We start from the raw sequence: 19,348 nt of genomic DNA on the forward strand, positions 1-19,348 counted from the left end.
ACGCCAGCGTTCTTCGACTCTGGTGAGCATAGCAGGTGTATGCAGGATGATGACGAAACTCAGCATTTGGATAAGCGGTGGGATGCTGCTGTTGCTTGGCCCCGTCCGGGCACAGTCGCTGACGGGAATATGGCAGGGAGTAGAAAAAGATACCGGCGAGTCGGAGTATACCTGGCCCGCGGAGCTGCGGCTACAACAAGGCAAAGGAGGCCGCTTATTTGGCGTGCTCTACCAGGAAGCCGGCGACCGGCCTGGTGTTTCGGTTTCGTTTCAGGTACAGGCAGTCCGCACGGGTAGCAGCCTGCGCCTGGAGCATGTGCGCAAGCTCAACGAGACGGGCCGCTCTCCCTTCCACTACTGGTGCGACGGCTCCATCACGTTTACGTACGACCCCGCCCAGGAAAAGCTTACGGGTCGTGCTACCTACCGCCCCGTGGGGGAGTGCGACTTCGGCTCCTTTACGCTTTACCGCATTACGCTGAAATCGGCCGCTACAGTACGGGCCAACGCCGAAACCACCATCCGGGTATCGGGCCGCAACGTGCTCTGGTACGCCGATGCCGCGCTAAAGCAGCCCGTAACCACGGGCAACTCCTACCGCACCAAGCTCAGCAAAACCACTACGTTCTACCTCACCCAGGGCTACTACCCCACCAGCCAAAGCGCAGTGGTGCCTATTACCATTCAGGTTACCGGCGCCAAGCCCACCCCTACACCAGCTACTCGCACCCCGGCCCGGCCGGCGCCGGCCCCCGTCCGGCCCGATACGGCTCGTCTGGACACTGTAACCCGGAGGCCCGCTCTGGTGGTAGCGCCTACCCCCGTGGTGCTTCCAACGGTACTGTTCAGGCTGGGCACGCCGGAATTGCTGCCGGAAGGACTACCGGCCCTCAACGAGTTGGCCGCGCAGCTACAGGCCCGCCCCACCCTGAAGCTGCGCGTAGCCGGCCATACCGATAAGATTGGCGAGCCGCAGAAAAATCAGGTGCTTTCGGAGCAGCGGGCCGAGGCCGTGAAGGCGTACCTGGTAAAAGCGGGCATTGCGGCCGAGCGCATTCTAACCGTAGGGTACGGCGACGCCCGCCCCCTCTACCCCTCACCCGATGCCCGCAACCGGCGCGTGGAGGTTAGCGAGGTAAAGGAGTAAGCCGCCTGGTTATCTTTGATGACTGACGTATTGCCCACGGTATATTTCCTAGCTGCCAGGTGCAGCCCAGCTGGCAGGCGTGGTCCCAGGAACTGCTTTACTTTCTATTTCAATGCTCAACTACCGGCTTCTTTCCCTCGCGGCTATCCTCCTGTTAGCAGGCAACTTCCCTAGCCGTGCCCAAACCGCCGCCTGGAATAACAAGCAGTGCGCCGTGGTGCTTACCTACGACGACGCCATTGATGTGGACCTGGACAATGTGGTGCCGGCCCTCGACTCGGTGAAGCTACGGGGCACGTTTTACCTGATTGGCTCCTCGCCGGTGGTGGCAAAACGCCTGCCCGAGTGGCGCCGGGCCGCCCAGCGCGGACATGAGCTGGGCAACCACGCCCTCATGCACCCCTGCGACGGCAGTCTGCCGGGCCGCAGCTTCGTGACGCCCGACAATGACCTGAGCAAGTACACCGTGAGCCGAGCCGTGAGTGAGGTGCGGGCCGCTAATGTGCTGCTCAATGCCATTGATGGCAAAGCCACCCGCACGTTTGCCTACCCCTGCGGCGACCGGCAAATCGGGGGCGTCTACTTCTATGAGCAGCTGAAGAACGATTTCGTGGCCGCCCGGGGCGTAACGGGTGGGCTGCAAACGGCCGCGGAGGTAGACCTGGCCAACGTCGATAGCTACATGATCAACGGGCAGTCGGGCGACTACCTGATCGAGTTGGTGAAAAAGGCTCAGCAGTCGCATACGCTGCTGGTGTTTCTGTTTCACGGGGTAGGCGGCGGCCACGGGCTGAACGTCGAACTGAAAGCGCACCGCCAGTTGCTGCGCTACCTTAAGGCCCACGAGAAAGACATTTGGGTAGCCCCTATGGTGGAGGTAGCAGAAAAAATTCGGGTACAGCAATGCGCTGCCTCGGGGAAAGCCGGCGGCTAGCGGGGGCAACTGCCCGGCCAAACCCGGCTGTGGGGTGGCGGAATAAGCCAGAGTAGGCTAGGGTACCTCTGCCGGTGCGGCCCATAGAATAAACTGAACCACCGGCTCTGGGGCAAGTTCCTGAAGCGTGAACCTGACCTGAGTACCAAACCACCGAGGACCGATACCACGACCGCCGCCAGCGCCAGCAAGCCGACCTCGACGAGCTGCTCGATAAGATTGGCCGCCAAGGCATTGATAGCCTCTCGGCCCGCGAGAAAAAGGAGCTCGAAGAACTTTTCCGCTAGGCGTGGGTAGAGTTGCGGGTGATATGAAGGGTAGCGGAAGCCTGCTACCTGTCCCTACTCCTGCCAAGAGGCAGACGGAATTAATTCAAAAATCTCTATACTTACGTACCTCCACTGGCAGCCACCTTCTAACCTTTGCCCGTCATGCGAACCATCACCAAACTATCTTCGCTGCTCCTGCTAGCTAGTAGCCTTGGGGCTCTGGCGTATTGGCTGCGGCAACTGCAGAACCTGAATCTGGGCGTCAGTCTGCACGACGACGACGATATTCATCCGGACCATTATTACTAAGCTCCCCGCTCGCTTCGTCAAGCCCTGCTTTTATGGCAGGGCTTTTTTTATGAACCGAATACGGCGCGCTGAGCACAGGGCAACCCCACAGATAAGTACGTGCACTGCGCCGATGCGTAAATAAATGATGCTTGCATAACAATTTTTTAACCTTGGTGTTGTATATTTGCACTCAACAAACTGATTTCTATCTACATAGAACATACCACATGAAAAAGAGCACTGCTGCCATTTCTTCGCTGCTGGTTCTGGGAGGCTTAGGTTCGTTGAGCTTTCTGGCAGCCCAGGTTCGGGATTTGAACCTGTTTTTTGATCTGCGCGACGAGGAAGAACTACATTTCTGCTAGCCGGCTCAGCGCCTGTTTTTCGTCGAACCCCGCCCTTCCGGCGGGGTTCGCTGCGTTTGGGGGCTACTAAACTAAGGTTCAAAATCAGGGCATTAGCCGCTGCCCTTGAAAAAAACCACATCCATTCCGGGCGGTTTTCGGTACTTCACAGCAACAGCGGCTCGCAGTGGGCCGCTGGTTACTCTCCTTTTCACGTGCCGAAGGGTTTGCGCTGGCTCAGAAAACAGCCAGCGGAAGCTACTTCAGCGAAAAATAGTGGTTATATGAACCTGACCGGCTTGAAAGAGCAAATCAGCTACATCATCGGGCGCGACATGGCGCGCAACTTCGCCCAGCAGGGCCTGAATCTGGACATCGACGTGCTGGCCCAGAGCATGAAGGAGGCCCTGGGCGGAGAACCCAGCCGCCTCACGCCCGAGCAGATGCAAAGCGCCATGCAACAGCTCCAGCAGCAGCTGGAATCCCAGGAAGACGACAACCAAGACCCCACGGACATGAGCAACAACAAAGCCGAAGGCGAAGCCTTCCTGCAACAAAACGCTGGCAAGCCCGGCATCACTACCCTACCCAGCGGCCTGCAGTACGAAGTACTACAGCAAGGCAACGGCCCTAAGCCAGGCCCCCGCTCCTCAGTAACTACCCACTACCACGGCACCCTCATCAATGGTAACGTGTTCGACAGCTCCTATCAGCGGGGCCAGCCCGCTACCTTTGGTGTAAACCAGGTAATTGCCGGCTGGACGGAAGCACTGCAGCTGATGCCCGAAGGCTCGAAGTGGCGCCTCTACATCCCCTCGGACCTGGCCTACGGCAAGCGTGGCGCCGGCCGCGACATTGGCCCCGATTCGGCCCTGATCTTCGACGTAGAGCTGCTAAAAGTAAACAACTAGGCCGGCTGGCAGGTAGCTTACTACCCCGAATGCGGCAGCATACGTCTGCTGTTCGGGCTGGCTGCCTACCTTACGCCCTATGTTTAACCCTTCCAGCAAGGCCCCGCTGAGGCCCGTGTTTGTTGTTCCAACCCCGTGGTGGGTCCGGACAGCCACGGCCGGCGGGGCCTTTTCGGTTATGTCTGATCTGCCTTCCACTTCTCCTGCCCCCGAGCCCCCGGTTCCTGCTTCCAACTCTCCCCTAGCTGCTTTACCCCAGCCGGGCCCGGCACCGGAGCCGCTTCCACCGGAGCTGGGTTTCCGGCCCGTGCCCCCACCCCCGCCGGAGCAGTTTCCTACCCTCCGCAGCGAAGACGGACGGGTAGCCCTGACCAACGAGGCTCTGGAAATTAACGAGGAGGTATTTGGCTGGCGGGAGCTGGCCGGGGTGGATGTGCAGCCCGTACGGTGGCTTCTGGGGGTGCTGCTGGGTGGCTTCGTGCTGTGCGGTTTTATGCTCGGCTACCTGCAGTTCTGGCTCCATACCACATCCGCAGCGCTGGGCATGGCAGCCGGGGCCTTGCTGTTGGTGTGGGGCGCCCGCGGAACCAACCGCTGGCGCTTGCACCTGCCCGGCCGCGAGCCGCGCCACTTCGCGTTTTCTGGTCCTGCCCGCAGCTGGCAGCACTTGGCTCAGGAAGCCAACCACCGCATCCGGCAGCGCCACCAGGAGGCTGCCACCGAGGCTGCTTATTGGTTGCAGGCAGCAGAGTTGCCCGCCTGGCCGGAGCCGGAGCCTCCTGCTACCCTCTGATTTGTGCAAGGCCTTGTCACTTTTCGCGGGAGCCTGCGTAAGCCCGGCAAAGTTCCTGCTTAGCATTAGCGCCCAAGTCCTACCTTTGGCCCCGCTTGTCAAAAAGCGACACCCTTACACCTTTATTCTTCACATGGACGCCAAACACCAGCACACCGCCATTTCCACGGCCGGCTTGCTTATTGCCCTGGGCATCATCTACGGCGACATTGGCACCTCGCCGCTGTACGTGATGAAGGCCATTGTACCCGGGCGTATCGACCCCGACCTCGTGTACGGGGGCATTTCCTGCGTGCTCTGGACGCTCACGCTCCAAACCACTATCAAATATGTGATGCTGACCCTCAATGCCGATAACAACGGCGAAGGCGGCATCTTTTCACTGTACACGCTGGTACGGCGGCGCGGCGCCTGGCTGTCTGGGGTGGCCATTGTGGGGGGTGCGGCCCTGCTCGCCGACGGAGTTATTACGCCCCCGGTGTCGGTATCATCGGCTATTGAGGGGCTGGAGGCAGTCTACCCCGACATCCAGACGGTGCCCATCGTCATTGCTATCCTAATAGCCCTGTTCCTGCTTCAGAGCTTTGGCACGCAGATCGTAGGTAAGGCCTTCGGGCCGATTATGTTTCTGTGGTTTTCCATGCTGGCGGCCCTGGGCTTGTACGGCATTCTGCAGCACCCCGAGATTCTCAAGGCCATTAACCCTTACTACGCCTACAACATGCTGGCCAACCGGCCCGGCGGGTTCTGGCTCCTGGGCTCGGTGTTCCTGTGTACTACCGGGGCCGAAGCCTTGTACTCCGACCTGGGCCACTGCGGCAAAGGCAACATCCGTATCAGCTGGATATTTGTGAAGCTTTGCCTGGTGCTGAACTATTTCGGGCAGGGCGGCTGGCTCATAGCCCACCAAGGCGAGCAGCTAAGCGGGCGTAACCCCTTCTATGCCCTCATGCCCGAGTGGTTTCTGCTCATCGGCATTGGCATTGCGACCATTGCAGCCATCATTGCTTCGCAGGCCCTTATCACGGGTTCGTTTACACTGGTAGCCGAGGCCATCCGCCTGAATATGTGGCCCAAGGTGCGCCTCAACTACCCGACCGATGTGAAGGGCCAGCTGTACGTACCGAGCATGAACCGCTTGTTGCTACTAGGCTGTATTGCCGTGGTGCTGTATTTCCGCCGCTCCGAAAATATGGAAGCGGCCTACGGTCTGGCCATCACCGTTACTATGCTCATGACTACCATCCTGCTCTCGATGTGGCTGCTGCACAACAAGCGCGTGCCGTTGCCGGTAGTAGGGCTGTTTGTGGTGGTATATGGCGTAATTGAAGGCTCCTTTCTGGTAGCCAACCTTATCAAGTTCCCGCACGGGGGCTGGGTATCGGTGGCCATCAGCCTGGCTCTGATATCGGTGATGTACGTGTGGCTGCGGGCTTACTTTATTAAGCGCCGCCTCACGGAGTTCGTGAAAATTGAGCCGTACGTGGAAGCGCTGAAGCAGCTTTCCAATGATGAATCCATATCAAAATACGCCACGCACCTGGTGTTTATGTCGTCGGCGGAGCGCCAGTCGGAAATTGAGTCGAAGATTATCTACTCCATTTTTCAGAAGCGTCCGAAGCGTGCCGACATCTACTGGTTTGTGCACGTAGACACTACCGACGAGCCGTACACGATGGAGTACAAGGTAACGGAGCTGGCGCACGACGACGTATTCCGCATCACGTTCCGCCTGGGCTTCCGCGTGGAGCAGCGCATTAACCTGTACTTCCGCAAAGTGGTGGAGGACCTGGTGCGCAACAAGGAGGTAGACATTACCTCGCGCTACGAGTCCCTGAGCAAGCAGCACGTCACCGGCGACTTCCGCTTCGTGGTACTGGAGAAGTTCCTCTCGGTTGAAAACGAATTCCCCATGGTGGAGAAGCTGGTGATGCAGGCGTACTTCTACATCAAGCAGTTCATTGCTTCGGAAGACAAGTACTTTGGCCTCGATACCAGCTCGGTGAAAGTGGAAAAGGTGCCGCTGGTTATTACGCCGGTTCGAGAGGTAGCCCTGAAGCGGATTCGCTAACCCTACAATAGGTTTACATTATATACAAAAGGCCCTACTGCTAGTCAGTAGGGCCTTTTTGCTGGTATAGCAGTTGTCCAAGGATGACTTTCAGAACCTTGCCGTGAAGTTGCTTTGTATTCTTCCCGGCAGGTTTGCTACCCCGTATTCATGGCCAACCCTTATCTACTTGGCTTGCGCAGTTGCGCGCGGTTTGCCAGAATAACTGGAAGCAAAAAAGCCCCAACCTGTTACCAGGCTGGGGCTTTTGCATTGACCACCGAAGGCTTCAGATTTTACTTACGCACCGGTAGCCACTTGGCAAGTACGGTTTGCTGCTCGGCGGTGGGGCTGGCCTGCCGCTCAATGCGGTAGCGACGCAGCGGGTTAGCCAGCAGCGGGAAGGAAACCTCCTTGATCTGGCCGTCGCGGTTGACCAGGAACTTCACGGTTGAACCCGGAGCGCGGCCGGCCAGCAGGCGGTTTACATCGTCGGTTACGCGGGCACCGTCTACGGCCAGAATTTCGTCGCCTACGCTGAGGCCGCCCTGCCAGGCGCTACCCTCGCGCACTATGCTGCTAACCGTTTGGCGGCCACCGGCCGGGCTGATGCTGGCGCCCAGGCTGGCTTCGGTAGCCGCCGCTGGCGTTACATTCAGCTTCAGGCCAGCATACCCTAGCGCTTGCTCGTAGGGTAGCGTTTCGACGCCGTACACATGGCGGCGGAAGAAATCGTCGAAGCGACGACCGGCTACTTTGGCCACGGCATCCTGATACTCCTCATCGGTGAAGCCCCGGCCCAGCTGCTTGTAGTACCGGTCGTAGAGGTAGCGCATCACGTCGTCGAGGTTTTTCTGGCCCTTCGTCTCGTTGATGATCATCAGATCCAGCACGGCCCCAATCACCTCGCCTTTATCGTAGTAGCTGATGCCGGTATTCTGTGAGTTCTCGTTAGGACGGTAGTACTTTATCCAGGCGTCGAAGCTTGATTCGGCGGCCGACTGCTGCTTGTTGCCGGGGGTATTTTCTACGCGGTTGATACCGTTGCTCAGGTCGCCCAGGTACTCATCGGGCGAAACGAAGCCGGCGCGCTGCACAATCAGGTTGGAGAAGTACTCGGTACCTCCTTCACTGACCCACAGCATGCGGGTGTAGTTTTCCTGGTCGTAGTCGAAAGGCCCCAGCGCCACGGGCCGGATGCGCTTCACGTTCCAGAGGTGGAAGTACTCGTGGGCCACCAACCCGAGAAACCCTTTCCAGCCGGCTTCCGACGAGTAGGCGTTGCGCGACACGGAGAGGGTAGTCGAGAACAAATGCTCCAGGCCGCCCGTGCCCCGGTCGATGTTGTGCACGATAAACACGTAGCGGTCCAGAGGGTTCTGGCCCACTACCTTCTGGGCCTCCTCGCACACGCGCTGCATGTCGCGGGTCAGGCGCGCTTCGTCCACTTTCGGGTCGCCGAACATGGCCACCGTATGAGGCGTGCCGTTGGCCGTGAACGAGTAAATTTTCTGGTTACCAATTTCGATGGGTGAGTCGGCCAGTTCATCGTAGCCCGACGACCGGTAGGTAAAGGTGCCACCGGCTGGCTTTAGGCTGGTGCTTACCTGGCTCCAGCCCTGGGCAGGCTGCACCTCCAGGGTGCTGGGCAGCTGCTTGCCATCGGCGGGGTACATAAACACGCTGGTACCGTTGACGTAGCCATGAGCCGCATCGATGAAGCTGGTGCGCACGCTTAGCTCAAAGGCATACACCCGGTAGCGCACCGCAAAGCTTTTGGCCTTGGGGTGATACACGCGCCAAGTATTCTTGGTCATTTTCTCTACCCGCAGCTTCTCACTGCCCGCCGTAGCCTTGAAGCCTTCCACATTCTTCGCGAATTCGCGCACCAGGTAGGAGCCCGGTGCCCAAACCGGCATTTTCACGTCGGTATAAGCTTTATTGAAGCCGTCGAGCTTCATTTCTACCTCGAAGTAATGCGTTTGCGGCGCAGGCATCGAGAGGGTATAGCGCAAGGTGGGCGCCGCCGCGGCAGCCGAGCCGGCTTGGCTCAGCACCAATCCGAGGGCCGCTACCGCCAGATGGCGGGTACGAGTCAGGAGCATTCGTAAGGGGATGAGGAAGTGAAAGTGGTTGCTAGTCGCCAAAGAACGGCGAAAAGCGCCCAAGGCTGCAAGATACCCCCGAAAATAGCCCCTGCCCTCTTGCTCGCAGCCCAACCGTACGGAACCCGCACCGCGCCTACCCCGTTACGAAAGCAGCACGGCTTTATCATGTGTTTTCCGCGGTTGTTATGCGCTACGTCTGGCTTGTTTTCTTGCTGCTGGTGGGCATCGTCCTTGGCTCCGCCCTCTGGACGCGCCGGGTGCCGCCGCCCGTGGCCCAGCTACGTCCGGCGGCGGTGGTGCCCATTCATGCCACGGCCTACGTTATCAGCAACAAACCAACTCCCCGCGCCGACAGCGTGGTAGCCTTTGCCCTGCGCCAGCTGGGCACGAACTATTGCTACGCCGGCAACACCCCCGAAACCGGCTTCGACTGCTCGGGCTTCGTGAATTATGTGTTTGCACGGTACCGTATTCCGGTGCCTCACTCTACGGCTCTGCTCATCAGTGCCGGCCGGGCGGTAGAGCGCACCCAGGCCCGCCCCGGCGACATTGTGGTGTTTACGGGCACGGCAGCTACCTCTACTACTCCTGGGCATGCTGGCATCGTTATTAGCAAGCCCGGTGAGCTACCGCTGCGCTTCGTGCATTCCTCCTCGGCCCGCCGCGAGTCAGGCGTAAAAATCAGCCAGGTGGAAGGCACTGATTATGAGCGGCGCTTCATGCAAGTACGCCGGGTGCTGTAGCGGGGTGGTAACCTAGTGCAATAGTGAACTGGTCCGTTTAACGTCCTATTCGCGCAACCGGCGCGGGTTAGGCTCTTAGAACAGCAAACTCACCACTTGTATATTGTACTATATAAAAGAGCGATGCCCGGCCGCCTATGCAGGTCCTCTAAGCGAGGCTGCTGGGCGAACCGGGCATCTAATCCTTCAAATCTTACCAAGCGATGAGTCTGGGGTACAGCCCCATCATCCACTTAACCAGTAAGACCTTGCCAGAATGCGGGAACTACTCAAATGGGAGTGAGTTCCGCGCGAAAGCTGTTGTTAAGCGCGTCCGGCGGTGAAGCGGACTACATTCGACAGGCTTGGCAGGATTTGGTTGGGACTACTAGACATTTTGTACCTCCTTTCTTTAGATCCGACATAACCCCGGCCGCGCTACCCAGCACCTTAGGGCTGCTTGACGGGGGCTGTAGCACTCGCTACGGTAGGTAAAGTTAAAACCCGGCGGGATGGTTCAAAATATAAACACCATTATTTATGGCTCCGGACGCCTATTTTTTCCATGTAGCTGATCATCAGCCTTTTTTATTCTCCGGAATTTTTACAAAAAAGCCTTGGCTACAACTTGGCCCTAAAGTTGCCTTCGCCATTTGTACAGAAAAGGCGCCTGTGCGCGCTTATTCCCGAGTTTTCCTCTATCTTTTTCCCAGAAAATCCCACTTACCACTTCATCACCATGAAAAAATTTCTGCTCCTGTGCCTAAGCATGATGTTAGGCCTGCTGGGAACAGCCTCGGCCCAGTCTCTTTCACCGCTGGGCGTGTGGACGAATTCGGAAAAGAAGGCCACCTTCGAGATTTACAAGTGCGGCGATAAGCTCTGCGGCAAAATTGTGAGCCTAACGGTTCCGAACGACCCCAAAACCGGCAAACCGAAAACCGATACCATGAACCCGGAGCCTAAGCTGCGCAGCCGGCCGCGCCTGGGCCTGGTGTTCATGCAGGGCTTCGAGTACGACAGCGACAACAAGTGGGACGACGGCAAAATCTACGATCCGGAAAGCGGCAAAACCTACTCCTGCTACATGAAAATGCTCAATGCCAACAGCATGGAAGTAAAAGGCTACATCGGCTTCTCCTTGATTGGCAAGTCGCAGACTTGGACCCGGGTGAAATAAGGCTCCGGCGCAGAAACTAGCGCAAAGAACGGGCGGCACTCCTGCGGAAGTGCCGCCCGTTCTTTTCTATTCGGGCCCCGGCGGAAATGGTGCGTTGTTTGGTATGGCAAGCTGCTGCCCGGCTGCGGCAGGCCTCTACTCCCAACAGAGCCGAAACCATTTGCCGAAGGCGATGTTACTCTTGAAACCCATCCTTACTACCTTGTTGAATCTGTTCAAACGGCTTTTTTCTGGCTCTGCTCCCGCTTCTGCCGACTGGCAGCCGCTGCAGCGCAGCGCGGCCGAAGAGCAGGAGCGGAAGCAGTGGGTTGCCCAGCAAGTGTACCTGAACTGGATGGCCCCCTACTTCAAAGCGTACCATTATCAAAAGGCGGGCCTCCCAAACAGCCAGTTTCGGGTGCAACTGGCCCGGGAAAAGGACCGGCCCGGGGCGGTTTTCCTTTATGACCCCAGCATCGGCCCCGGGAATTTTCGCCACTTGTTTGATTTTATCCGGGATCGAATTCTGGCCCTGGGTTACCACTTGGGCGCTTCCAGCCACCGGACCGTGCGGCATGAGCACTACACGGAGTCGACGCAGAAGCATTTTCTCAAGCCCCAGCCCAACGACTGCACCAGCACCGGCCGCTGCAACCAGCGCTTCGGCAACATCACACTGGATCTGGTGAGCATCAACGGGCAGCCTGGTTTTCTGCGGCTGCTTAGTAACCCATTCGCCGACTCTATCTTCACGCCGGCGCACTCGTTCGATGAGTTGATTGACGCCGTGTTTAACCTCCCCGCTGCTCCGCCGGAGGTTGAAAAGCTTATTGGGAAATACACCCGGATGTAATACACCTGGGAGAATAAAGCTGCCCCCAACGCGCCTACTGGGCAGGCGCGTTGGGGGCAGCTTTATTCTCCCAGACGAGGGCTGTTAAGTAGCTTCCCGCACAAACCGGGCGCGGGTTACTTCGCCGGCTGGCCCTATTAGCCGCAGCTGGTAGAGGCCGGGGGCCAGCGACTGGGTGTACAGCACCGGTGCCGCCGCACTAACCGGCTGGCGCAGCACTACACGACCAGTAGCATCCAGTACTTCGGCCTGTACCCGCGGGGCCGGCAGGTTGGCCAGGCGCAGCTGGTCGCGGCAGGGGTTAGGATATACTGTGAGCGGCAGCGCGGTGCGGGCGCCCTGGCTGGCGGTTATCAGGTCGGCGTCGCGGGTGATGGTGCCTACGCCGTTCAGCACCCACTGCTCCGGATCGAGGGTGATGCTGCTAATGGGGCGCGACTCGGGGAAGCGGTAAGTTGCGACCGGCTGATTCTGGTGCAGGCGCACGAGCCGGGTAGAGCTATCCGCGAAGGTGAGCAGGTAGTCCAATTCGGTATCAAAAAAAGGCGTTACGGTGGGCATCGACGCGGTTTCGGTGGTAGACAGGTGCACCGTACCGTTCACTTGGTTCCAGCGCACGGCAAACGAGGGGTAGCCTTCTCCCTGAAACCACTGGGTAAAGAACGCCTGCAGAGAGCGACCGGCTTCGGCCTCGAAGATGCGCTGCAGGTCGCGGGTGCGGGCCGTGCGGCCAGCGTAGGTGCTCTGGTAGGTGCGCAGGGCCCGGAAGAATTTAGTGTCGTCGTGGAGCAGGTAGCGCAGCAGGTGTACCACAGCGGCCCCTTTTTTGTAGCTGAGGCGCAAGTCGAAGATGCGGCCCACGTTGCTGGTGTCGGGCACGAACACACTCCCCCCCGGCTGGCTCAGGGCGGAGGCGTGGGCCTGATCCAGCCACTGCCGCGCCGCCGTAGCGGAAGAGAATCGGCTCAGCGACAAGTACTCCCCGTAGGAGGCGAATCCTTCATTGAGCCAGATGTCCTGCCAGGCCCCGCAGGTTACATTATCACCGAACCACTGATGAAACAGCTCGTGGGCCGTCAGGGTAAAGGTGAAGCCATCCTGGGTAGTCATGGTTTGGTGCTCCATGCCCCCGCCAATGGGGGCCATACTGTGTCCGTATTTCTCTGCGGCAAATGGATACAGCCCTACCAGTTCCGAGTAGTTTTCCAGAAAGCCTGGCGTCCGGTCGATTTCCGTGCGGTAAAAGTTCAGCGCATTCTGGTTGTAGACGTAGTTTAGAATGGGGATGCGCGGGCCGCCGACGGGGGTGGCGTAGTTGATATACTCTACGTAAGGGGCCACGGCCACCGAAATCAGGTAGTAGTTGATGGGGTAGCGAGAGTGCCACTCGTAGCGCACCTGGTTACCGGGCAGGGGCGTTACGGCCCGAAGCACCCCATTGGAACCAACCTTGTTGGTAGCCGCCGTGGTAACCCATACGTCCGAAGAGTCGGCCTTATCGGTGAGCACCTGCTTGCAGGGCCACCACTCATAGGCATTATAGGGCTCCGACAAGCTCCACGTGGTGCTGACGTTGAAGCCCGGCGCCACCCGCGTGTTGTACGCATTGCCGATGGCGGCCGAGTTGCCGTTAGGAGCCGTGCCGTGGTAGGCTATCTGGGCCGTGAACAGCGTATTGGGCGCCACCGGCTGGCGCAGCCCTACGGTTACATCACCCAGGCCTTGCCGCCGCAGACCCAGCGCCGGGCTGGAGTCCAGGTACACGCCATCAATCAACAGGGTAGAATACAGCTCAAAGGCCAGGGAGTCGAGGCCCTGAGGTCCGGACTCCCCCTTGATGGTCACGATGCCGCTCACGTCGCGGCTGGTGTTGGTCAGGTGCAGGTCCAGCTTGTAGTACTTCACGTCGTAGCGGGCCATCTTCTGGCGGTGGCTCAGGCTAGCGTAGTGCGGGCGCGGTGCGGCCGCCCGCTGGTGGGTGCGGGCGCAGGCCGCCGCCGCTGCGCCCGTCAGGTCGGCCGGAACTGGCTCGTAGGAGGGCAACTGGGCCACGACCGGCCAGCAGTTCAGCCAGAGCAGTCCCGCAAGAAAGAAAAAGTAGATAGGGCGCATAGGATCGGGTAGAAGCGAAGCCGACAGCCAGGCAACTAATCAGTCACCAGCAGGAAAGAAAGATACGCAGCCAGCGCAGAAAAATAGCGCCAGCCACCCTACCCGCAGCAGTGGGCATTGTATCTTTCGTCATTGCTCATTGATAAGCGGCGCAGCCTAATGCCAACTTCTACTTTTAGTTTCTTTTTCCGGGGAGGGCTGCTGCTCTGGCTGGTGTGCCTGCTGGCCCCCGCGGCCCGCGCTACCCACATTGTAGGGGGCGAGCTGGACTTGCAGTACCTGTCTGGCAATACGTACCAGCTCAGCCTTAACCTATACTTCGACGCTGTGAACGGGCAACCCGGAGCCCTGGATACGGACCTGACGGCCAGCATCTTCGAGAAAGGCACCAACCGTCGGATGCTGGACGTGGTGTTGCCGCTCACCAACAACACCCTGGTCAGCTACACCAATCCGGCCTGCACCACCCCTAGTCTGATTACGCGTCGCTTGGTATACACGCGGGTTATTACGCTCAGCAGCCAGCTCTACGGCCACGCAGCCGGGTACTACGTGGCCGTGGAGCGCTGCTGCCGTAACAACGGCATCAGCAACATTGTCGACCCGGGCGGGGCAGCCCAAACCTTTTACCTGGAGTTCCCGCCCGTGGTGCGCAACGGGCAGGCCTTTCGCAACTCTACCCCGCGCATCTTCCCGCCCCTGAGCGACTACGCCTGCCGGGGGGAGCTGTTTTACTACAATTTCGGCGGCGAGGACACGGACGGCGACTCCTTGGTGTACGACTTGGTAACGCCTCTCAATGGCTACTCCGACACTAACCTGCCCAAGCCGGCCCGCGCCCAACCGGCTCCGTACCGGCCTGTGCAGTGGCTCGACAGCCTCTCCACAACCAATCAGATTCCGGGGCGCCCTACCCTGAGCATCGGGCGCCTAAGCGGCCGCCTGGAAGTGCAGCCTACCCGTCTGGGCCTATTTGTGTTTGGAGTGCGCTGCACCGAGTACCGGAAGGGCGTGCGCCTGGGCGAGACCCGGCGCGATTTTCAGCTTAAGGTGATTACCTGCCCCACCAACTCGCCCCCCAAGGTAGTGATGCAAGCCGCCGGCCGCGCCCAGGCCTACCAGCCGGACCGCGACACGTTGCGCCTGACTCCTACTTCCGGCCGCTGCTTTACGCTGAAGTTTACCGACCCGGACCCGACCTCGGCCCTGACCTTGTCGCTGAGCCCGGTAAACTTTTCGGCCCCGCTGCCGACCCTGAGCATTTTGCAGGGCCTGGTGCGGGCTCCCGGCACGCCGGATACCCTGGTTTCGCAGTTGTGCTTCCCTACCTGTTTCAACACCAAAGGCAAGGTGTATCTGCTGGATGTGATAGTGGCCGACGATGGGTGCAGCCTGCCCAAGCGCGACACCGTGCGGGTAGCCTTCACTGCTGTGCCCGACCCCAACGCCCCGCCCCTGCTACGCACCACGGCCGCCCTGCCCCTGCGAGCCCGCCCCGGCGACCTGATTACCTTCGATGTGCTCAGCACCGACCCCGACAACGACCCCCTGACGCTGGAAATGACGGGCCGCGGCTTTACGCCGGCGGCCGTGGGCGCGCAGCTTACCCAGGTGCCGACGGGCAATCAGCTAACCGGACGCTTTACTTGGCGCGTCGACTGCCGGGCGGTGGATGCCTCCCTGTACGAATTTGAGTTTACCGCCGCCGCTACACCCTGCGCCGACCGTCAGGCCACGAGCCTCATCATTCCCGTGCAGATTGACTACCAGAACCGCCCGCCGGCCCTGAGTAGCACGTTCCCGCCGGTGGCGGCCGGCAGTACCACGCCGGTAGTCATCAAGTACCCCCTGGGGGGCGTCTACGAGGCCACGCTTACGGGCCTGGACCTGGATAATGATGCGCTTGCCCTGGCTGCAGCCGGCACTGGCTTCGAGTTGGCCGCAGCCGGGATGCGCTTCACGCCCCGCAATGGCAATGGGCAGGCGGCGGCTACCTTCCGCTGGGAAGCCGACTGCGAGGCCGTGCGCCGGGGTGGGCTGGAGGTGACGTTCACGCTGCAGGAAAGCACCTGCCGCCCGCAGCCTCAGGCGCGGGTAGTGCGCTTCGAGGTAGAGCAGGCGCCGGTGGCCGCCTTCACGCCGCCCAACATCATTACCCCCTACCAGCACGACGAGAAGAATGACTTCTTCGAACTGGACAACATCAAGAACAACCTGCCCCCGGATTTCTGCGACTCCCGTTTTGCCGACCTCGAAATCTTTAACCGCTGGGGCAGCCGCGTGTACCAGACCACCAACCGCAGCTTCCGCTGGGACGGCGGGGGCCTGCCGGCCGGGGTGTACTATTACCTTATTGAATTCACGGATAAAAAGCGCTATAAGGGCACCGTTACTATTGCCAACTAACCCGTTGGCCGCACCCGCTTCCACGAAAAAGCCCGGCACGTGCCGGGCTTTTTATTGTACGTATTGTACGTACAGGAGCATCACCGGTTAATACAGAAACAGAAATGCCGCGAACAGCACGACCCATAGTACATCGATAAAGTGCCAGTACAGGGTAATCATGCGTAATTGCAGGCGGCGGTAGGGGTTGCGGATGAACACCAAGCTGCGCACCGCGTCGCGGGAAGCATGGTGGGTGCGCAGCAGCAGAGCCAACAGAAACAGCATCCCTCCCAGCAAGTGAGCCACGTGCAGGGCTGAGAGCAGGTAGATAAACGTGCCGCTAGCTACCCCATCAAGCAGTACGCCCTGAGCCATCAGCTCGCGCCATCCCAGCACCTGCAGCCCGGCGAAGACACTGCTTAGCAGCAGCGTGGCACCCAGGCAGCGAGCCAGACCCGCCAAATCATCCTGAGCGTACAACCGCCGCGACTGGTTGATGGTATACCCGCTAATCAGTAGCACGATGGTGCTCAGGGAGAAGAAGCGCGGCAACGGGTAGATTCCGGTGGGTGCCTCGCTTTGCCCGCGGGTGTAGGCGTAGGCTACCAACAGCATCAGAAATAACACCCCGATGCCCACCATGCCCAGGTAAAGCATCAGCAGTAGCGGAGGTACCCCCTCAATGCGCCGAAAGGCGGAAGCGGGCTGGCCGGCCCCAATTTTATTGGTACGTTCTTGGTCGGAGTTCATGAGCTGAAATGCTGGGCAGCGTGCCAGTAAGCAAACCAATCTGCAGACCTTTAGTTCCGCCTCGGCGGGGCTACCCAGCGAGAAAAGGCCTTTGAGCAAGATACGTAAAAAAGCCCCTCCCCACGCGTGCTATTTTCGGGCGAAATGCGCGCGTAGGAAGGGGCTTTAGTAGGGGAGGCCGGCGCCCCGGCGGGCTACCGCGAAAAGAACGACCCAATTTTGCCGAGCACGGCGTTCAGGGTAATCTTAGCCGAGCGCCCCGTGCCGAAGGTGACGTGGGTTTTGCCGCCCACGCGCAGGTCCAGCACCAGGCCCAGCTGCCGGGCTAGGTCGTTGAGCTGCTGCAGGGGGTCGACGGCGGCGGCGGCGCGTTCCTTGGGTTTGGGGGGCGCGTTGGGGTCCTTTGGTGGGCCGCTGGTAATCTTGTCGAATACGCGCTGGCTAGGAAAATTGATGATGAGGTAGCCGCCCGAGCCCGCTACCTGCACGTCGTCCCCATCGAGGGTAATTACCAGCCGGGCTTCTATGTCGAGGCCGTTAGCCAAGGGTACCGGGGTTTGCGGGCGGCAACGCACCGGAGGGCGGGTTTTCCCCGCGGGTACGGATGCGCAACGAGCCATTCAGCCGCCACGTGGTGGGCGTACCGGGAGTTTGGGGGTTGGGTACTTGCAGCTCCATGTGCTCAAAGTTAAGGGCTACCTCTACCCCACCCGAGAGCTTGGATAATAAGGAAGCGGCCGTATCGGCCCAGGAAGTAGGTTGTTCTGGCATACCTGCAAAGTAAAAACAGCGGACGAATTTGGACCGAGGGGAAACTGCCTCACCCCGGACCACTTCTTAGGAAACGGACCAGGGCGGGGCAAGTTACAGTGCAACGTTGGCAAGACCTTTGCCTTTTTCCGCTACACCCAGCGGTTCCGGCCGCAGCACCCAAACTCAACCATCTGCGTATGCTGCGCAATGGTTGGTTTTCCACCCTTCTTTCTTCGCTCTATGTCACTGCGTAAGCTCCTACTAGCCGGGCTGGGCCTGGCCGCTACTTCTACCTTCGCCCAAACACCTGCCCCACTCGACTGCGCCCACCCCTTTGGTCTGTACGACAACATGGAGCTGGTCTACCAGCTCCAGGACGCCCGCGGAAACGCCACCGGCCTGATTCGCAACCGGGTGGTTAGCCTGGGCTCGGAGCAGAATAAAAAGCAGACGATAACTACCAACACCGTGCTGCTGAAGAGTGGCACCTACGACCCCAAAAACAAGCTGCTGCGCCTGCAAGACCTCACTTTTCGCTGCCGCCAGGACACCAGTTTTACCGACGGCTCCAACGAGCTGAACCCCGAAAGCCTACGCTCCTTCCGCGACCGGCGCTTTGCCTACGCTCCCGTGCCCCTGGCCTGGCCCAATCAGCCCACCGTCGGCTCGGAGCTGCCAGCCGGCGGTATTTCGGTGCAGGTTAGCAGCACCGCCGTAGACATTGCCAAGGTGTACACCACGGTGCAAAAGCGCCGCGTAACGGGCAACGAAAGCGTAACGACCCCGGCCGGCACGTTCTCCTGCTACAAGGTGGAAGCGGAGCGGGAAAGCGCCACCGCCGCCCGCGCCGACATGGTGATGCGCAACGTAGTGCGGGTAGTGGATTACTACTCGCCGGCCGTGGGCATCGTCAAGTCGGAGGTGTACGACCGGAAGGGCAAGCTGGAACAAGTCCGCGTGCTGACGGCCATCAACCAGTCGCCGGCCGCCGGCCCCGACGCGCAGAAGGTGAAGGAAAAAATTAAGGTGAAAAAATCGTAATTTCCGCTCCCGGATTTTCTTCCTTCTTACTGCTTACTACCATGCTGAAGCCATTTTCGTGGAAAGCCGCGCTGACTCTGCTGGCCCTGACCCTGGGCGCTAGCGCTAGCGCGCAGAAAAGCCCCGCCAAACCCAAGGAAGCCTGCGACGAAAAGGCCGAAACGGCGGCCCAGGCCAAAGCTCAAACGACCCCCAGCAGCGTCTACGGCGCCAGTTTTGCGGCGGCGGGCGCGCGGCCCGTGGGCGAGCTACGCCAGCTGCTGGGTACCCGCGACTCGGCCCAGGTGAAGCTGGTGGGCACGGCCGAGGCCGTATGCCAGGCCAAAGGCTGCTGGCTGACCATGGCCCTGCCCGACGGGCAGAAAATGCGGGTGCGCTTCAAGGACTACGCTTTCTTCGTGCCCAAAGACATTACCGGCCGCCGGGTGGTCGTCAATGGCTGGGCCCACCGCGAGGTAGTGTCGGTGGCGGCCCAGCAGCACTACGCCAAGGATGCCGGCAAATCGGCCCAGGAAATTGCGGCCATCACCCACCCCCAGGAGCAGCTCAACTTTGAGGCCGACGGGGTGCTGGTGGAGGCTAAGCGCTAGCCGCCCCCCCAGCCTTGCGTCCGGCCTGCTACCCCGCAAAACCCGTCTGTAGAAACGTGCAGGCGGGTTTTGCCTTTCCGAACCCCTAGAAACCCGTAGCTTGCGTATCTGAACTCAGCTCGCTATGCCCGGG

At 60.0% G+C, this 19,348-nt stretch carries 18 protein-coding genes and 1 pseudogene; 14 read left to right on the forward strand and 5 right to left on the reverse strand.

The annotated features are described in order from the left end of the window. Nucleotides 1–46: 46 nt before the first annotated feature. The 8 genes and pseudogenes from K3G63_RS05200 (at nucleotide 47) to K3G63_RS05230 (ending at nucleotide 6,760) form a co-directional block, all read left to right on the forward strand. A complete protein-coding gene (locus tag K3G63_RS05200; protein WP_220613009.1) occupies nucleotides 47–1,147 on the forward strand; it encodes an OmpA family protein in 1,101 nt (366 codons plus the stop codon). Nucleotides 1,148–1,259: 112 nt separating this feature from the next. After that, nucleotides 1,260–2,081, forward strand: coding sequence for a polysaccharide deacetylase family protein (locus K3G63_RS05205; protein ID WP_220613010.1), 822 nt, complete (start codon nucleotides 1,260–1,262; stop codon nucleotides 2,079–2,081). Nucleotides 2,082–2,239: 158 nt separating this feature from the next. After that, a pseudogene (locus K3G63_RS23150) lies at nucleotides 2,240–2,368 on the forward strand (DUF6576 domain-containing protein); the annotation flags it as partial. 144 nt (nucleotides 2,369–2,512) lie between these two features. After that, the gene (locus K3G63_RS05210; RefSeq protein WP_220613011.1) at nucleotides 2,513–2,659 is read left to right on the forward strand and encodes a hypothetical protein; all 147 of its coding nucleotides are present in this window, start codon (nucleotides 2,513–2,515) and stop codon (nucleotides 2,657–2,659) included. 209 nt (nucleotides 2,660–2,868) lie between these two features. After that, on the forward strand, nucleotides 2,869–3,006 hold the full coding sequence (locus tag K3G63_RS05215; RefSeq protein WP_220613012.1) for a hypothetical protein: 138 nt from the start codon (nucleotides 2,869–2,871) through the stop codon (nucleotides 3,004–3,006). Nucleotides 3,007–3,269: 263 nt separating this feature from the next. Continuing rightward, entirely contained in the window at nucleotides 3,270–3,896 is a 627-nt protein-coding gene (locus K3G63_RS05220) for an FKBP-type peptidyl-prolyl cis-trans isomerase (RefSeq protein WP_220613013.1), read from the forward strand. 79 nt (nucleotides 3,897–3,975) lie between these two features. After that, nucleotides 3,976–4,689 (forward strand): hypothetical protein, encoded by a 714-nt coding sequence (locus tag K3G63_RS05225; RefSeq protein ID WP_220613014.1) that lies wholly within the window; start codon nucleotides 3,976–3,978, stop codon nucleotides 4,687–4,689. 133 nt (nucleotides 4,690–4,822) lie between these two features. Continuing rightward, nucleotides 4,823–6,760 (forward strand): KUP/HAK/KT family potassium transporter, encoded by a 1,938-nt coding sequence (locus K3G63_RS05230; RefSeq protein WP_220613015.1) that lies wholly within the window; start codon nucleotides 4,823–4,825, stop codon nucleotides 6,758–6,760. Between the two features lie 275 nt (nucleotides 6,761–7,035). Here the strand turns inward: K3G63_RS05230 and K3G63_RS05235 are convergent, their stop codons facing one another. Next, complete coding sequence (locus K3G63_RS05235) at nucleotides 7,036–8,844, reverse strand: M61 family metallopeptidase (protein WP_220613016.1); 1,809 nt, start codon at nucleotides 8,842–8,844, stop codon at nucleotides 7,036–7,038. A 188-nt stretch (nucleotides 8,845–9,032) separates the two neighbouring features. Here K3G63_RS05235 and K3G63_RS05240 point away from each other — a divergent pair, with 188 nt between their 5' ends. The 3 genes from K3G63_RS05240 (at nucleotide 9,033) to K3G63_RS05250 (ending at nucleotide 11,581) form a co-directional block, all read left to right on the forward strand. Further along, nucleotides 9,033–9,590 carry a C40 family peptidase gene (locus K3G63_RS05240; protein WP_220613017.1) on the forward strand — a complete coding sequence of 186 codons (558 nt, stop codon included), beginning with the start codon at nucleotides 9,033–9,035 and terminating at the stop codon, nucleotides 9,588–9,590. A gap of 718 nt (nucleotides 9,591–10,308) precedes the next feature. Beyond that, a complete protein-coding gene (locus K3G63_RS05245; RefSeq protein WP_220613018.1) occupies nucleotides 10,309–10,749 on the forward strand; it encodes a DUF2147 domain-containing protein in 441 nt (146 codons plus the stop codon). 181 nt (nucleotides 10,750–10,930) lie between these two features. Further along, on the forward strand, nucleotides 10,931–11,581 hold the full coding sequence (locus K3G63_RS05250; protein WP_220613019.1) for a hypothetical protein: 651 nt from the start codon (nucleotides 10,931–10,933) through the stop codon (nucleotides 11,579–11,581). 84 nt (nucleotides 11,582–11,665) lie between these two features. Here the strand turns inward: K3G63_RS05250 and K3G63_RS05255 are convergent, their stop codons facing one another. Next, on the reverse strand, nucleotides 11,666–13,693 hold the full coding sequence (locus tag K3G63_RS05255; RefSeq protein WP_220613020.1) for a M1 family aminopeptidase: 2,028 nt from the start codon (nucleotides 13,691–13,693) through the stop codon (nucleotides 11,666–11,668). A 159-nt stretch (nucleotides 13,694–13,852) separates the two neighbouring features. On the opposite strand from K3G63_RS05255, the gene K3G63_RS05260 reads away from it, so the two are divergent. Next, entirely contained in the window at nucleotides 13,853–16,099 is a 2,247-nt protein-coding gene (locus K3G63_RS05260) for a gliding motility-associated C-terminal domain-containing protein (RefSeq protein WP_220613021.1), read from the forward strand. An 87-nt stretch (nucleotides 16,100–16,186) separates the two neighbouring features. Here the strand turns inward: K3G63_RS05260 and K3G63_RS05265 are convergent, their stop codons facing one another. The 3 genes from K3G63_RS05265 to K3G63_RS05275 all read right to left on the reverse strand — a co-directional run bounded on the left by K3G63_RS05265 (nucleotide 16,187) and on the right by K3G63_RS05275 (nucleotide 17,602). Further along, complete coding sequence (locus K3G63_RS05265; protein ID WP_220613022.1) at nucleotides 16,187–16,831, reverse strand: cytochrome c oxidase subunit 3; 645 nt, start codon at nucleotides 16,829–16,831, stop codon at nucleotides 16,187–16,189. A 194-nt stretch (nucleotides 16,832–17,025) separates the two neighbouring features. Beyond that, a complete protein-coding gene (locus K3G63_RS05270; protein ID WP_220613023.1) occupies nucleotides 17,026–17,376 on the reverse strand; it encodes a hypothetical protein in 351 nt (116 codons plus the stop codon). After that, on the reverse strand, nucleotides 17,369–17,602 hold the full coding sequence (locus K3G63_RS05275; protein ID WP_220613024.1) for a hypothetical protein: 234 nt from the start codon (nucleotides 17,600–17,602) through the stop codon (nucleotides 17,369–17,371). The genes K3G63_RS05270 and K3G63_RS05275 overlap by 8 nt, the downstream gene beginning before the upstream one ends. A gap of 222 nt (nucleotides 17,603–17,824) precedes the next feature. Between K3G63_RS05275 and K3G63_RS05280 the strand changes: the two genes are divergently transcribed. Beyond that, nucleotides 17,825–18,625 (forward strand): hypothetical protein, encoded by an 801-nt coding sequence (locus K3G63_RS05280; protein WP_220613025.1) that lies wholly within the window; start codon nucleotides 17,825–17,827, stop codon nucleotides 18,623–18,625. Between the two features lie 41 nt (nucleotides 18,626–18,666). Further along, the gene (locus tag K3G63_RS05285) at nucleotides 18,667–19,215 is read left to right on the forward strand and encodes a DUF4920 domain-containing protein (protein WP_220613026.1); all 549 of its coding nucleotides are present in this window, start codon (nucleotides 18,667–18,669) and stop codon (nucleotides 19,213–19,215) included. The last annotated feature ends 133 nt before the right edge of the window (nucleotides 19,216–19,348 follow it).

Origin of the sequence: Hymenobacter sp. HSC-4F20, assembly GCF_019599275.1 — a bacterium.
Taxonomy (GTDB): Bacteria; Bacteroidota; Bacteroidia; order Cytophagales; family Hymenobacteraceae; genus Hymenobacter.

What these genes read in the sequence shown, in the direction of transcription:
- K3G63_RS05200 (WP_220613009.1), top strand. Translation starts at nt 47, where the DNA reads ATGATGACGAAACTCAGCATTTGGATAAGCGGTGGGATGCTGCTGTTG.
- K3G63_RS05205 (WP_220613010.1), top strand. Translation starts at nt 1,260, where the DNA reads ATGCTCAACTACCGGCTTCTTTCCCTCGCGGCTATCCTCCTGTTAGCA.
- K3G63_RS05210 (WP_220613011.1), top strand. Translation starts at nt 2,513, where the DNA reads ATGCGAACCATCACCAAACTATCTTCGCTGCTCCTGCTAGCTAGTAGC.
- K3G63_RS05215 (WP_220613012.1), top strand. Translation starts at nt 2,869, where the DNA reads ATGAAAAAGAGCACTGCTGCCATTTCTTCGCTGCTGGTTCTGGGAGGC.
- K3G63_RS05220 (WP_220613013.1), top strand. Translation starts at nt 3,270, where the DNA reads ATGAACCTGACCGGCTTGAAAGAGCAAATCAGCTACATCATCGGGCGC.
- K3G63_RS05225 (WP_220613014.1), top strand. Translation starts at nt 3,976, where the DNA reads ATGTTTAACCCTTCCAGCAAGGCCCCGCTGAGGCCCGTGTTTGTTGTT.
- K3G63_RS05230 (WP_220613015.1), top strand. Translation starts at nt 4,823, where the DNA reads ATGGACGCCAAACACCAGCACACCGCCATTTCCACGGCCGGCTTGCTT.
- K3G63_RS05235 (WP_220613016.1), bottom strand. Translation starts at nt 8,844, where the DNA reads ATGCTCCTGACTCGTACCCGCCATCTGGCGGTAGCGGCCCTCGGATTG.
- K3G63_RS05240 (WP_220613017.1), top strand. Translation starts at nt 9,033, where the DNA reads ATGCGCTACGTCTGGCTTGTTTTCTTGCTGCTGGTGGGCATCGTCCTT.
- K3G63_RS05245 (WP_220613018.1), top strand. Translation starts at nt 10,309, where the DNA reads ATGAAAAAATTTCTGCTCCTGTGCCTAAGCATGATGTTAGGCCTGCTG.
- K3G63_RS05255 (WP_220613020.1), bottom strand. Translation starts at nt 13,693, where the DNA reads ATGCGCCCTATCTACTTTTTCTTTCTTGCGGGACTGCTCTGGCTGAAC.
- K3G63_RS05260 (WP_220613021.1), top strand. Translation starts at nt 13,853, where the DNA reads ATGCCAACTTCTACTTTTAGTTTCTTTTTCCGGGGAGGGCTGCTGCTC.
- K3G63_RS05265 (WP_220613022.1), bottom strand. Translation starts at nt 16,831, where the DNA reads ATGAACTCCGACCAAGAACGTACCAATAAAATTGGGGCCGGCCAGCCC.
- K3G63_RS05275 (WP_220613024.1), bottom strand. Translation starts at nt 17,602, where the DNA reads ATGCCAGAACAACCTACTTCCTGGGCCGATACGGCCGCTTCCTTATTA.
- K3G63_RS05280 (WP_220613025.1), top strand. Translation starts at nt 17,825, where the DNA reads ATGTCACTGCGTAAGCTCCTACTAGCCGGGCTGGGCCTGGCCGCTACT.
- K3G63_RS05285 (WP_220613026.1), top strand. Translation starts at nt 18,667, where the DNA reads ATGCTGAAGCCATTTTCGTGGAAAGCCGCGCTGACTCTGCTGGCCCTG.